Here is a 13,736-nt window from a genome sequence, read left to right as displayed (position 1 = left end):
TTTTTAGGTTCATCGGTTTTGTGATCTATTTTTCTTAGTTTTCAACGGAGAAGCCTTTTTTCAAACAACAGCTTCCACACAATGCAGCCGCTTTAGGCGTTGGAGTTCTGCTTCGGCCACCTTCCGGGCCTGTACCATAAAATCATTACAGAGGACAAAGGCTTTTTCAGCTTCTTTTTTGGTAATGCCGGATTTGGATTTAAACCGCATCTGGTGGGGAGCATTGGACAGGAGATGATACATATGATGCCTGGTATGCGAAGCCCCGGAAAAGATGTCATCGGGAAGACTGGTAAAATGGTTGCATAAGTGGAACAGGAAAGACAGGGTATTATGAGCGGGCTTAAACTCCCAGAACACGTATAGCAATCCTAAACAAACCTGTTCCAACGCATAGTGCATGATCCCCATTTTTACCGTGGGGTCTTCGTCCATTTCCTGGTACGCATCCACCAGCATGGAGAGCAGGTAGGTTGCCCGCTTAGACCGGGCTTTCCAAACTTTGCGCATTCGTTTCCAGTTTTTTCCGTGATAATCAGGCGTACGGTTTAAAGAAGTCAGACGCTTGTCTTCAGCAAACAGCAATAGGGCTTCCGTTAAAAAACGGTCCAGGAAATTGCTGCCCCGGTCTACTTTATAGCATACCTCATCAAGCGTATAGTCAATAATATATACCCGGCATGGCAGTCGATTGTAAATATCATCGGTGAGTTCAAACAGCGGTATGGGCAAAGGACTATGGGTGACCATAAGCAAGGTATAAGCTACGGATTGTTCATGCCCCTTACCTGTGGGAGTTACATAGGTTTCTCGGGATGAAATTTTGTTTTGTTTGCCGATAAGATATAGCGAGTGCAGGTCTGTTTTTGATTTCAACAGTTCAATAACCTGTTCTAACAGCGGGTCTTTTTCAGTTTCCTTTGCTGCATTATTGGGATCGTTTTGCGTGTCAGATTCTTTATGTACCATAGCGGATGGCGCCAGGCGCTTCAACTCCAAAGCATGGTATTGGCGGTTGATAACCTTCCGCGCAGCATTAGCAGTCCATTCGGCTTTGCTCTTAATGACATCGATCTGCTCCTGGTTGATGTGGTAGTTATTGCTGTGCGTTACTGCAATATAAACCTCATCCAACAGGTCCAATACCTTTTGCTCATTTTCAATCTCCGCAAAAAAGACACCTCCGAGTTCCGGTACACAATCATCAACGTAGGTTTGGTGTTCCCGGATACTGTGGCTTTCCATCTCTTTACCCATGACAAAAAGTTCGATGATACGGAATACGTATTCCATGTGCTGGTGGAACATCAGGGCAGCTTGCCGAAGATCTTCGTCTTCAAGACAAAAGGTAGCACCTTCCCAAAAATGATCGGTTTTGGTGAACTCCTGCTTTAACCGGTCTTTGACCCGGCTGAAAAGGGCTTCATTTACCGGTATTCCGGGGAAAGGATCACCCGGTATTCCGGGTTTACGGTAGACCAGATTTTCTTTTCTCAGGCCGTACACAAAAAACAGGTTTTCCTCTTTTAATTGCTGTGCTGTGTATTCGTAAGCGAATACCCGGTATAGGCAATATTCGTTTTCCTCCCGGAATATTTTATCGACCGTAGTCCGGAGTTCCGGGGACAGTGCCGTACCATCCTTGTCCAACAGGATAATGAACACCGGTTGAAGATAAAATTCCTGCTGAATCCCGGAGCGGTAGATCATCCTGATTTCCATAAGGGGGATCAGCTTATTGACGATTTGTTGTGCGGATAGTTCCATAGGAATAGGATTTTAGGTTAAACGATCGCCGGATCCTGCAAAGGCTCGCTATTTTTCAAAAAAGTTTCCCGGACGAGTGTACTGCATTCCTCAAGAAACCGTTCACATCTTGCTTCATACCGGAAAGCCTCATCCCAATCGATATAGGATAATCCTTTGTAAAGAACGCTCTTCACCACATGAGCAAATTCGTTAAATAACCTCTTGTCCTCTTCAGTAAACCTGGGAAAGATGTCATTAGGGAAATACCAGAAGCTACAACATAGATTATACAAATGGTTCAGGTTTTGCTGGTACGGGGTGTAGCCGTAAAAAGACTCAAGCAACCCCAGGGATGCCTGCTCCATGGCCTGGTTGTATAAAAGCACTTTAACCGCAAATTCCTCTGAATCTTCAATAGCCGTCGCGCCATTAAAAAATCCGCTTGCATTAGTTTCCCGTTTATACCAATTCGCCATACACTTTTTTAACTCTTCTTCTGTACGGACCCCATTGTTCTCATGGAAACACCAATCGTTGATTTCCAATCCCGCATATAGTAAAGAACCCTTTTTTTGCAGTACACGATGAAAATAGGGATTGTTCTTGTCGAGTTGCTTTTGTATATGGTCTTTCGTATAGGACAATAGCAATAAAGAAATCCCTAACCGTTTATTTAGTTCGCCTTGTAAGCTCATTACCTTTTCCCTTACATACGTTTCACTAACCACGAGTAAATCGAAATGGTCATCATGGATGCCGGTGGTTTCAGTATCATTGATACCTTCTATAAAAAATGACCGTGCACGATGTCCAAACACGTAAATCGCAACAGGTGTTTTTATACGCTCCTTTAACTGCTCGATGGCCTCCTTCAAATATTTGTTATCGTCCAGTTTCATACTTTTTGTTTTGTTGGGTAAATCGTCATTTTGATCGTTTGGGACCGGTGCCACTGCATGCTGTTGCTCGAATGAAGCAACAATATGCTCAAAAACCTGCACTGCTTTTGTATGTAATGTTTCCATCTTTGATTCCAACTGTTTTAACGTGTCGATATCAATCCGGAAATCATCTTCATAGCGCGTCGACCGATAGATGTTATCCAAAACCTGGAGCAAAAGGATATCATTGTCGTCTTCTTCATCAAAAATGCCTGTATACGCAGCACTGATTCTCTTCAGATACAGATGGTGGCCGCGAATAGAATGTGTTATGCGCTCTTTGGCAATAAGTTGAAGCTCCAGGTACCGATAGGTAAGTTCTACCGCCTGGTGCAGCATAAATGAAGCCAGTCCATAGTTCTCTTTCTCTTTAAAAAAGTAATACCCTTCTTTAAATTCATCAATCTTCTGTTGTTCCCGGTCACGTAGGGCAATAGCCAATTCTTTGCATTTTACATGGTCTATTTGTTTGGGGATCGGCTCAAATTCAGAGTCTTCCTTTTTGTAAATGAGCTTCTGCGGCTGGCAGGACGCAAACAAATACAGGTTTCCTTCCCTGATCTTATCCTTGGCCTGAAAGGCCACGTAACACATCACCTTATACTGCGGGTAGTTCCCGATGGTATACATAATCCTGGGAACCAGATCATCCAACGTTTTGATGTATTTACTCGATACCAGGATGACCAGTTCGAAAGGTGAAGTTCCCTGGTCGTAGGTATTCAGGTAAATCTGCTCGATGTTGAATTTGGTCGTCAAGGCATCAATAACTGCTTTGACATCCGGAGTGTTTTTAATGTTATCCATAATAAAACTATTTATGATGATGTTTCCTCGTTTAGACTTGTGTCCTCGACCTTTCGTGTTGCCGCATCTTCAGTATTCGGCGGATAATATATACCGTCAGGCTTGGTTCGCTGCTCTCGTAAATCCAGAACAATTAAGGTTAGTACATCCAGCATTTTCAGGAGCCGATTCCGGGTTTTTAAATCGTACTCATCCATTTCCACCTCCAGCGAATCTGTACAATAATGATGGATGACCCTGCTTTCCACAGCATGTATTTCCTCCCGTACATCTATAAAGTGATACAGTTTGGATAAGGTCTTCCGAAGGTTTTTTCGTTCCTTGAAATTTAAACTTTCAGGCATCCAGTGGTATTCCAATTCCGCTTCCGGAATCGGACAATGCAAAGCGTGAATGCTGTCCGGGTCCAACCAGTCTTTCGGGAAATAATCTGTTTGCAAAAACAACCACCCTGTTTCCAGTAACCACCTTAGTGTAGACCGGAGATCATTTGCCTCTATCTTGAGTTGTTTCTTTTTACAGGGGCATAAGGGATATAAATCCAGGATGTCCTGCCGGATATCCTCGTAATTTTTCTCGTAAAACACACTCCCGGCCATGTCGAAAGGACTGGCACTGCCATAGCCGTCCACATATTCCGATGACAGGTAATCCACAATTAAATGGTGATTGGGCGGCGGATAATTAATCTCAGCCCAATGATAGCTGATTATACAGGCCTCATACAGCGTCCTTAGTTTTTCGTAAGTCTTCAAAGGGGTATAGTCCATAAGCTCAAATAGGCTTTCACCATGCTGCAAATAGGACCTCCAATCGTCCAGCAGATCAAGCCATGAACACAGGTCCATTTCAGCGAAAAAGTTCTTAAAAGCTATCGTGAAATTCTGGGCTTCTTCCCGGGAAAGCATCGAAAACGGCTCCTGGAAATGTGCCAAATGATGATTCAGTTTTTTGTCTTCCCTGGATCGGTATTTTTTTAAGCACCGATATGGATTTTTACACCATTTGATGTCGATCCAGTCTTCTTTGAATTTTAAGCGTTTTTTATGGTGCAGAAAGTAATGGCATCCCTTTACCATCAATACGATTTTTTCTAACGTCCTTGTCAACTGCTGTTTTTCCTCATCGTTCCTTTTCTTTCTTGAAGTTAATGCCACCACTAATTGCCAAAGTTTAGCATTAAACGATTCAAAAGTATCGTAGCAGAAGGATTCATAAATCCCGCCCTGCAATAAAAACCATTGGGTATCCCATTGATCTTCTGGGTTTTTTAAATAAGCGTTGTCCATAATTCAGATTTTAATTGGTTCATTTTTTTAATGATATAGGTAGTTTTTAGCATTTAATGTTGATCTGTCGAAAAGCATGTGCATAAAGAATAACTTATTCACCAACTGCATTTTTAGGGTCATATTCCAATAGGCTGGCAAATTCCGCTAAAGAAAACAGGAGCTTTCTTAGCTCACCATACTTGGAAGCATTGAACGGAATGCCACCCAAAACATCCAATTTCCATGATTCAAGTTCGTCGCGCCAAATATGCAGCGGTTTGCATTTGATTTCTTTATCCAGGTAACAGACGGGAAATTTCAATTGATCCGTTGGCAAATACTTGATATTCAAAATAGTTTGTTCAGGAATTTTCCATTTAGCCTTTTTCGCTTTGGGTTTGATTTCCCTGGAATAGACCCAAAAGGACTCCAATAGGAATAGCAACTCATCGAAATAGTAAACCACATTTCCCGGATTGCCGTTTCTATTCCAATAGGAAGTGCTGGAAGATATCCTGCCCAGATAGTTTAAAGCATCATATAAATTGGAAGCTGTGTAATCCTCATATACTCCAACGAAGGGGTAGTAATATACGAACTGGGGATGATCCGAATCGAGTGCTTCACCCAGGCTCTTTCCTAATATTTTTTTATCCCCTTTGGTGAGTTTTAGATTTCGCTCAGATTGATAGATCGTAAATAAGGACAGGACTAAGCTGCTAAAATTCCTGTAAGCATCGTAAACAGCTTCGCTCAAGAGATCGGTATATTTATAAACTGTCGGTTCCAGTCCGTGATATAAAAGGTTGCTCAAATCAAATCGGATGGAATCCGCTCGCATCTTACCAATAAGCTGCAATAATTCTGTATAGGCCCCCTCTAATGAAGTAACAGCTTTTGGGGATGATAAACTTCCCGGTTTAACCTGGAAGTGCCTGTTTTCTATGATAGCATGATGCTTTACAACATAGGACGGGCGTATTTTTGCAATCAGAAAGGCCGCTTCATAAAGGCATACCATTTTCAGGTATTTTAGGTAGATAACTTTTGGCGATTTATATTTCATCCAATAATTTTTGCGAAAAGCTACTGTTACCAATTCCCAAAACTCATCCTGTACAGGCTCGCATGATGCGTATTTCTTAAATGCTTTTTTCAGTACAAGAAATGGGTTTAATATTTCCTTCTTCTTTAAAAAGGAAAGTTTAGAGTCCCTGAATTGTATTCTGTCCATATCCTTACGTTTTGCGGTTAATAGGTATAAAGGAAAGAAGACTTTGTTGCGTACCGTACCCAAATAGGTGGTATCATACCTCCGGACCGTTGTATTTTACTCACGAAAATGGGTGTGATACGCATAAAAATTCGGGAAAGATTTGCTATCTTTGGAAGTATGAATACAGCAGAAAAAAATCATATTGGCAGAAAAATAGGCCGTATCCGTGAGTTAAAAGGGATTAAACAATTAGACCTGGCGGAGCGACTTGGTATTAGCCAGCAGACCTTATCTCGTATAGAACAAAGTGAAACCGTGGAAGACGAAAAACTAAAAGAAGTAGCCCAGGCATTGGGAGTTACCAAAGAAGCTATTGAAAATTTTTCAGAAGATAAAGCTTTAAATATTATTGGAAATACGTATCACGTTGATAATTCTTCGGCAGTAAATTATGGTTGCACTTTTAATCCATTAGACAAGCTTATGGAAGTGGTTGAAGAAAACAAAAGACTCTACAAGGAACTGCTTAAAGCTGAAAAAGACAAAGTAAAATACCTGGAAAAATTGCTGAAGGAGTACAAGAAATAGCTATTCTTCGTTGTACGATACACGTAAAATATAGGGGCAATACGCAAATTTTCTGTTTGTTTTGCCCTTTTTTAAGCGTATTTTTCCCTTGCAAACAGATTTTTGAAATCAAAAAGATTAAAATACGACAGTGCAAAAATAATCAATCACTTTCGTAGTATTTACACACTAAAAAACTCAAAACAATTCAATAATGTGGCACGGCTTCCCAGGGTAGTAAGATGACTTGGAAGACGTAAAAAAGAATAAAAAAAACCTCCAGAGAGGGGAATTTTGGTTAAACATATTAAAAGATAGATAACATATTATCCTTTGGATTTAATACTTTGGAATACCTGAATTCCGATAAATATGATTAAAAGAAGGATTGAAATGGCAAAAAATATTACATTATACATCACTACAAAATAGTCATCCTTAAAGGAATTCCTTCTGTATTTCGGTCATATGCACCACACCATGTGGCTATTTTTTGTTCGGCAGTTCCGCTGCGTTTTTACCTTTCATTCTTTCGACTACCAAATCTCCAAGGAATTTTGCAAACGGCCCGATATCCTGCCTTACACTGGCCTCTTCCAATGCCTGCATATATTCATCCCGCTTTTCTACGGGAATTACGGTCCACGGATAGCCACCGGAGGCCAGCATGGTGTTCATCAGGAATCTGCCCATACGCCCGTTACCATCCATATACGGGTGGATAAAAACAAAGACAAAATGGCCCAGCACGGCACGTACCGAAGCCTCGGGCTCTTCCTCCAGCAATTCAAATAGGATGGGCATGGCATCGCGCATGGCATCCACATTTAGGGGAACATGCTTGGAATTACCGATGTACACTTGGTTATTGCGATAACCGGAAAGGTCGGAAGCCTTCAACAAGCCTGCCACCACACTTGGGTCGAACAACTGCCTGTACCATGCGGCATGGTCTTTATCGACCTGTGTTCCTGCATTTGCACCTTCCAATATGGCTTTGATGCTCTGCTTTACAGATTGGAAAGCCTGATAATACCCCCGGGCTGCCATAGCATCCCGCTGTTTCCTATCCCCTTCATTTTCCTCGGTGTCCCATTCGCCAGAACTCACTTTTTGAATCAACTCAGGGGTCACCCGATAGCGCTCAATGGACAGCGAATGGTAGGCATCCGTTATGTATATATCGTCCACCTCCTTCAAATAGGATTCGTGGTCGGTCCGTATACCGGGGGCTTGGGGGAAATTGGCCATTACAGCCCCACGCATCTGTAGCCATATCAAGCGTATACGGTTGGTATAGGGAGAACGTCCCCTTGCCGACCATTTTAATTCCAACCTGGTTTCAAAGGGGTCTTCCTCCCGAATGTCATAATCGGCTTGTTTGAAAGTTTCCATAATCTGGTCGGCTATTCTGTCACGTTGAATGTTACGAAAAGCCCCGGCCAATCGGCCGGCCAATGTGGTATGCCCATTTTCCAATAGTATAGGCAATAATTCCGAAGCATCCCGTATCAACGACAGCGCGGTACGCGCATCAATGGCATTGCTTGTATACACCGATCCCCCTGCATAAATGAGGGAAGCCTGTAAATTATACATGCGGATGCCTTCTTCTATGACGGTCTGTTCCGAAGGAGGGATATCGGTCTTCAAATTGAACAGGGAAGTGTTATGGGGTAACGGGGTGGGCTTGTTATTGCCCTTGGGCGACCGTATAAGCAATTGCTGCGGCACCGACCGGTTCCCGGCATGGAGCAACAAGGACTGGTCTGCCGAAAGCGACCAATCATCTCCATATTTTCGGTTAAGAAACCGTGCTATAAATTCCCAATATGAACTATACCACGTTGTGGTCTCACCATCTTTCTCATTAGGGGCTGTAACAATATACCATCCTTTGGTGACTTCCCGTAAAAAACCATTTTTGACAAGCAATTGACGGTGTTTTACATTAGGGATATCATCGGTATGAATTCCTACTATATCCTGGTCCTGTAACCCTTTCAGAAAGGTAAGGGCTTCTGCGAATCGTTCTCTGGGGGTTGCCATGTTGTCGAATTTACTTTTTCAATCTTTGTTTTCGGGCTAAAATTAGTTTTTTCTATTGTGCCAATTCTAGCAAAATCAAATGTACTAAAATTAGTAAATATAACCGTGATAAAATTAGTAAATGTATGTTGGTGTATTTTGGAAGCACACAACATGATGGCCCGACTTTGTCAATATATCCCTCTATTTCATCTTGTAATTTTTATTTTACTCTCGATACTTTACATCATTTAAACAGTCCTGTTTTGTAATAAATTCAGTAAATGTTTGCTACAAATCATTTTGACGCAGCGGTTTATTTATTTCTCCATTTACAAACCAATAGTTTGTGTATTCGTATGTTTTTAAACTTTATTATATTCACCAAAGGATGGTACATTCATAAAAAATATGATACTGAATAGTATTCATCGCTATTTTACTAATCCGAATTAAGGAATAGGTTTCACATTCGAGCCTGGATAAAGCCAATGCTGCCAAACATAAAAGCCCGCTCACAAGAGCAGGCTTTCTTTTTTTTACAAAGGACGAAACACCCCCTTATCAGGTCAGGTCGTCAACCACTGCACCGGGGCATTCTTCATGACCGAGGCGATGCCGCTCTCCATAGCAACACTTAAGGGAGAGCCACATCTCGCTGGTATCGATAACCTTGCCCTTTACTTTTTATGTTACCGAACGTCTACAAAAACAAAAAGAACATATACAAAGTGTCTACCTGGTTCAGGAAAACTATTTTTTCTTCCCCACAAAACGTAGCACGCTACCAACACCCTTGTGATATTTCCCTTCATTTAGTTCAGTCTCGGCCTCTTCCAGCAGAATGATTTCAAAACCTCCAAAATCCCTCTCTATATCAGCTTTGGAAAAAAGCATATCCAAGTTACCAGGCCCGCCTACTTTTGGGTTTCTTGCCCGATACTCCAAATGATTTTTACTGTAAGCCTCAAAAATGATAATACCGTCTTTCTTTAAGGCTTTAACCAACTTCTTGTGTATCGAAGAAATTTTTTCAGGCGAAAAATGTGCAAAAATCAAGGCTATGGCGTCAAACTTGCCATCTGGTAAGTCCAGTTCTTCAATATCGCTTACCATAAAGTTTATGGACACTTGTTCCTGTTCGGCAAGTTGAAGGGCCTTCTCTTCTGCTGCCTTACTAAAATCGTTTGAAGTGACATCCCACCCTAGTTTTGCGGCAAAAACGCCATTACGTCCCTCGCCATCGGCAGGCAGCAAAATTGAGCCGGGTTCAAATCTCTGTATCCACTGTTTGAAAAATTCATTGGGAGCTTTACCATAGGAATAAGCAACTTCAGCATATCTCTCATCCCAAAATGCTTTGTATTCGTTGTTTTGTTGTGATTTCATTTTAATAAAGTTTAATGATTTCTCCTGTTTTTGCACCAAAAACGCTTTTCCTAAAACCAAATTCCAATGCACGCATTGTTGTTGGAATCTCGCCCGGAAAGTAGTCGAAATACTGAGGCGAGTTCTCAATCACGGTCGGACTCACGGCATTGATTCGAACACCTTTCTTAAGTTCAATGGCGGCAGCTCTTACAAAGGCTTCTACACCACCATTGGCGGCAGATGCATTGGCAAAGAAGTGTTGTGGTTCATAGGTAAGTCCACCAGTGATTAAGGTAAAAGACCCGTTTGGGTTGATATAATCCTGACCAAGCAATACAAGATTAATTTGTCCCAACAACTTCCCGTTCAAGCCATTTTTAAAAACCTCGGGGGTCAGGGTTTTCCAAGGACCAACATAAGATGGACCAGCTGTGGACACAAGCGCATCAAAACTGCCAACGGATTCATACATTTTCTTAATATCGTCCACTGATGTGATATCAGCCTTGATATCACCGGATTTTGTTCCAACGGTTATCAGTTCGTGCTCATTTTTCCAAGCATTTACCAAATGGGAGCCCATGGTTCCGGAAGCACCTACAAGTAATATTTTCATTCTATTTCTATTTTAAAAGTTCTGTAATACATATTCTTTGTTGAGCATCATTCCTGCTTTGGTGCCCATAGCTACGGCATTGGCCACAGTTCGCATTTTTGTGGTGTTGTCACCACAAGCATAGATGCCTTCAACAGAGGTTTTTTGCATCCCGTCTATGACGATGTAGCCATTATCGTCCAAGGTGCAACCTAAAGTTTCAGGTACGGTGCAATGTTGCTTAAAGGGTAAACGGGCATAGAGCGCATCGACAGCCATTGTTGAGCCATCGGCAAACAAGATGTTATTGATATAACCTTCATTATGTTCAAGTGCATTAATTTTTGCCTCCACAATATTGATGTTCCTACTTTTTAAAAGTTGGGTCTCTTCTTCAGATAAGGTAGAGGCACCATTGGTGTATAGAGTTAAGTCATCTGTCCAGTTGGAAATCAACCGGGAAAACTCAAAGCCAAAATCGCCATTTCCAAGGATCCCGGTAACCTTGGAGCGTACCTCATAACCGTGACAATACGGGCAATGCAATACGGATATGCCCCAACATTCCGAAAATCCCTTAATGTCAGGCATTACGTCATAGATGCCGGTAGCAAAGACCAAGCGCGCCGTTTTAAAACGCTCGCCCTTTTTAGTCCGGACTTCAAAGCTGTTGTCAAGCTTTTTTCCGTCAACGACCAACCCGTCCAAAAAATGAACGGTAGGATATGCCATTACCTGCTGGGCTGCCAACTCACTAATGGCTTTGGGTGTTTTGCCATCTTGAGTTATAAAATTATGGGAATGTGGCGTCTGCCTGTTACAAGGTTTGCCACTATCTATAATCAATACTTTTCTTAAGGCACGTCCCAAGGCCATAGCTGCTGCCAGGCCAGCGTAACTTCCGCCAACTATTATCACATCAAATTTTGTATCGTTCATTGTATTCTGATTTATAAAGTTTACTGTTTGCCAGGGTAGGTTTACGCTAACGAGTGCCAACCCACTATTTTTAATAAAGTCCCTACGCTTTATACCTTTTTTATTGTTTCCCATATGCTATGATATCTTAACGTGTTTTGTGCCTTTAATAAAAAGGACAAACCTTGCCGTACAGTAAAGCCCTACACCATAGATAATATGAATAATCGAGGTCTTAAATAAAAGGGATATTTGTCTATCCAGTTCCGAAAAGGCAACCCCAAAGCCAAACAAGGGCTGAATGAAAAATAAAGCAGGCAAGTAAGATATGAGACCAACTACGAATGCCGGTAAAAACTTAGGTTTATAGAACCATTCTTTTTTATAAAGCAATAGCAGTAAAAATGCAAAGGAGATACCAGCGATATAATGTACAGCATAGCCGTACAAGAGTTCACCTGTGACACTTTTGGTCTGAATAATCATATCGTGCGAATAAACACCATCAAGAGCATAAGCGATATACCTGCCAACAAACCTAAGGCCATTGGTAGTCACTTTGAAAAAGCCCAGTACAGTTGTAAAAAGGTCGATGCATAAAGTCCCACCTATACCTATGACAACAATTCTGGTTAAAAGATTATATATAGCCCTCATTTTACACATCTATAGAGCTATTATTGTCTTTAGGACTGATTCGTTCCAATAACCTATTTAAGGATGGCAGACCAATAAAGACCAAAAATGGAACAAGGATCAGGGTTATAAGTAACGTACGCAGGTAGATGGGGATTCCGCTCAATGTTTCTTGAAAGAAATAGAGGAAAAGAGTCAGCAACGGATATATTAAAATCCATATTTTGAGCGAAGCAATCAATTTCATTTTCATCTGTTTATTTTTTATTTGTTTTTAATAGGTCGTCCCGATACTTATCGGGAGGAATGCCCGAAGTAATTATATGGGGCGGTATAACAATTTCGCTTGGGCATTTCATAGGTAAGAGGAATTAAAGAGTTAATAACAAAAATCTTACGATACAAAAGTAGGATCTTGGCTGGTCTCAATAGTAGGACGAAATTGAAATGGAATAGGACTTTTGTAAAAAAGTTAAAAGTATGGAGGAGTTAGCGCGTAGATAATTTAGAGCGTCTGTATTCTTCCGGTGTTTTTCCGGTGTTGGTCTTGAAGAAACGGATAAAATAGGACACATCATCATACCCCAAGTGGTAGGCTATTTCTTTTATTTGATTTGAAGTGCCAAGAATGTATCGTTTGGCTTCAAGTAAAACGGAATCAGCGATTACTTCCGAAAATGTTTTCCCTAAAGTTGTTTTGGTAATCTTATTGAGTTGATACGGAGTTTGGTTCAAATAGGAGGCATAATCGTTTACCTGTTTCATCTCTTTCAGATGAGTTTCCACAACATCAAGCAACATATCGAGCTGTTCCTGGTAATATGTAGTATTCGGGTTGGCGGCCTTCTTCTCATTGAAGTTGCGGTATAAAAAAATAAAAAGCAGATCCAGATATGCCAAAGTACTTTGTATCCGTCCTTCATCTTTATGTTTAGACTCTTGATGAATATTTGCACAATAGCTCAATACTGATTTGTAGTGGTCCGGGCTCAGTTTAAAAAAGTTCTTTTTCCCGCAAAAGCGTAATGCTTTTTGAGTGTATGAATCGGTGGGCTTATAGAAATTATTGCCAAATTGAATCAAAAACCCTTCCGAACCGGGGTTTAAATGTAACTGATGTATTTGTCCCGGTCTCAGTATAAAAAGAGACCTGTCGGATACTTTATATTCGTTAAAATCGATACGGTGAGAACCTGCTCCGTGCTTTAAAAAAAGAAGAAAATAAAAATCGTGTCGGTGTAAATCACTATTCAGGCCTCCTCCGTTTAATACGTCGACAAGTTCACGTACCCATAAGTGCGAACGTGTTTTTTTATCTGTGATATAGCGTACAGGGATATCGTCCATTCTATATAAAAACCCAATTGTTCTGGCTTGGTAAATAACATGAAAAATAGTGATAAAAAATAGGACTTTTCTAAAAATGAATGGTATTTTGTCAAATAGGCCAAATGTAATTTATACTAACCCAGGGCAGTATTGAATCTGATCAGGATTCGAACCTCTTATCCCGGGTAAAAGTTCAATTTTTATAGGAGTTCATAAATATTATATGCTGCCGAATACTCGTCCCTGCTTTAAATAGTCTCTTAAAGTAGTTAGATTTTCAGGTGTTTGTATTTGTGTTTTTTGAGGTG

Annotated in this window: 11 protein-coding genes; 1 reads left to right on the top strand and 10 read right to left on the bottom strand. The window is 41.0% G+C overall.

Annotated elements, in window-relative coordinates:
- Positions 1-60: 60 nt before the first annotated feature.
- From ED312_RS11185 to ED312_RS11170, 4 genes are all read right to left on the bottom strand, one after another.
- Entirely contained in the window at positions 61-1,767 is a 1,707-nt protein-coding gene (locus ED312_RS11185) for a hypothetical protein (protein WP_123216106.1), read from the bottom strand.
- 17 nt (positions 1,768-1,784) lie between these two features.
- Positions 1,785-3,497 (bottom strand): HEPN domain-containing protein, encoded by a 1,713-nt coding sequence (locus ED312_RS11180; RefSeq protein ID WP_123216105.1) that lies wholly within the window; start codon positions 3,495-3,497, stop codon positions 1,785-1,787.
- A gap of 11 nt (positions 3,498-3,508) precedes the next feature.
- Complete coding sequence (locus tag ED312_RS11175; protein WP_123216104.1) at positions 3,509-4,786, bottom strand: hypothetical protein; 1,278 nt, start codon at positions 4,784-4,786, stop codon at positions 3,509-3,511.
- Between the two features lie 94 nt (positions 4,787-4,880).
- Positions 4,881-5,834, bottom strand: coding sequence for a hypothetical protein (locus tag ED312_RS11170; RefSeq protein WP_148044276.1), 954 nt, complete (start codon positions 5,832-5,834; stop codon positions 4,881-4,883).
- A 327-nt stretch (positions 5,835-6,161) separates the two neighbouring features.
- On the opposite strand from ED312_RS11170, the gene ED312_RS11165 reads away from it, so the two are divergent.
- A complete protein-coding gene (locus tag ED312_RS11165; RefSeq protein WP_123216102.1) occupies positions 6,162-6,572 on the top strand; it encodes a helix-turn-helix domain-containing protein in 411 nt (136 codons plus the stop codon).
- Positions 6,573-7,037: 465 nt separating this feature from the next.
- On the opposite strand, the gene ED312_RS11160 is transcribed toward ED312_RS11165, so the two are convergent.
- The 6 genes from ED312_RS11160 to ED312_RS11130 form a co-directional block, all read right to left on the bottom strand.
- Entirely contained in the window at positions 7,038-8,600 is a 1,563-nt protein-coding gene (locus ED312_RS11160; RefSeq protein ID WP_123216101.1) for a Fic family protein, read from the bottom strand.
- 732 nt (positions 8,601-9,332) lie between these two features.
- On the bottom strand, positions 9,333-9,968 hold the full coding sequence (locus ED312_RS11155) for a class I SAM-dependent methyltransferase (RefSeq protein ID WP_123216100.1): 636 nt from the start codon (positions 9,966-9,968) through the stop codon (positions 9,333-9,335).
- Position 9,969: 1 nt separating this feature from the next.
- Complete coding sequence (locus ED312_RS11150; RefSeq protein WP_123216099.1) at positions 9,970-10,566, bottom strand: short chain dehydrogenase; 597 nt, start codon at positions 10,564-10,566, stop codon at positions 9,970-9,972.
- Positions 10,567-10,578: 12 nt separating this feature from the next.
- Positions 10,579-11,484 carry an NAD(P)/FAD-dependent oxidoreductase gene (locus ED312_RS11145; protein ID WP_123216120.1) on the bottom strand — a complete coding sequence of 302 codons (906 nt, stop codon included), beginning with the start codon at positions 11,482-11,484 and terminating at the stop codon, positions 10,579-10,581.
- Positions 11,485-11,601: 117 nt separating this feature from the next.
- The gene (locus tag ED312_RS11140; protein WP_170164497.1) at positions 11,602-12,120 is read right to left on the bottom strand and encodes a DUF2938 family protein; all 519 of its coding nucleotides are present in this window, start codon (positions 12,118-12,120) and stop codon (positions 11,602-11,604) included.
- A gap of 468 nt (positions 12,121-12,588) precedes the next feature.
- Positions 12,589-13,446 (bottom strand): AraC family transcriptional regulator, encoded by an 858-nt coding sequence (locus tag ED312_RS11130; protein WP_123216096.1) that lies wholly within the window; start codon positions 13,444-13,446, stop codon positions 12,589-12,591.
- Positions 13,447-13,736 lie beyond the last annotated feature (290 nt).

Origin of the sequence: Sinomicrobium pectinilyticum (assembly GCF_003725735.1) — a bacterium.
Taxonomy (GTDB): Bacteria; Bacteroidota; Bacteroidia; order Flavobacteriales; family Flavobacteriaceae; genus Sinomicrobium; species Sinomicrobium pectinilyticum.
This window is presented reverse-complemented; position numbering and strand designations above follow the sequence as displayed.

What these genes read in the sequence shown, in the direction of transcription:
- ED312_RS11185 (WP_123216106.1), bottom strand. Translation starts at nt 1,767, where the DNA reads ATGGAACTATCCGCACAACAAATCGTCAATAAGCTGATCCCCCTTATG.
- ED312_RS11180 (WP_123216105.1), bottom strand. Translation starts at nt 3,497, where the DNA reads ATGGATAACATTAAAAACACTCCGGATGTCAAAGCAGTTATTGATGCC.
- ED312_RS11175 (WP_123216104.1), bottom strand. Translation starts at nt 4,786, where the DNA reads ATGGACAACGCTTATTTAAAAAACCCAGAAGATCAATGGGATACCCAA.
- ED312_RS11170 (WP_148044276.1), bottom strand. Translation starts at nt 5,834, where the DNA reads ATGAAATATAAATCGCCAAAAGTTATCTACCTAAAATACCTGAAAATG.
- ED312_RS11165 (WP_123216102.1), top strand. Translation starts at nt 6,162, where the DNA reads ATGAATACAGCAGAAAAAAATCATATTGGCAGAAAAATAGGCCGTATC.
- ED312_RS11160 (WP_123216101.1), bottom strand. Translation starts at nt 8,600, where the DNA reads ATGGCAACCCCCAGAGAACGATTCGCAGAAGCCCTTACCTTTCTGAAA.
- ED312_RS11155 (WP_123216100.1), bottom strand. Translation starts at nt 9,968, where the DNA reads ATGAAATCACAACAAAACAACGAATACAAAGCATTTTGGGATGAGAGA.
- ED312_RS11150 (WP_123216099.1), bottom strand. Translation starts at nt 10,566, where the DNA reads ATGAAAATATTACTTGTAGGTGCTTCCGGAACCATGGGCTCCCATTTG.
- ED312_RS11145 (WP_123216120.1), bottom strand. Translation starts at nt 11,484, where the DNA reads ATGAACGATACAAAATTTGATGTGATAATAGTTGGCGGAAGTTACGCT.
- ED312_RS11140 (WP_170164497.1), bottom strand. Translation starts at nt 12,120, where the DNA reads ATGAGGGCTATATATAATCTTTTAACCAGAATTGTTGTCATAGGTATA.
- ED312_RS11130 (WP_123216096.1), bottom strand. Translation starts at nt 13,446, where the DNA reads ATGGACGATATCCCTGTACGCTATATCACAGATAAAAAAACACGTTCG.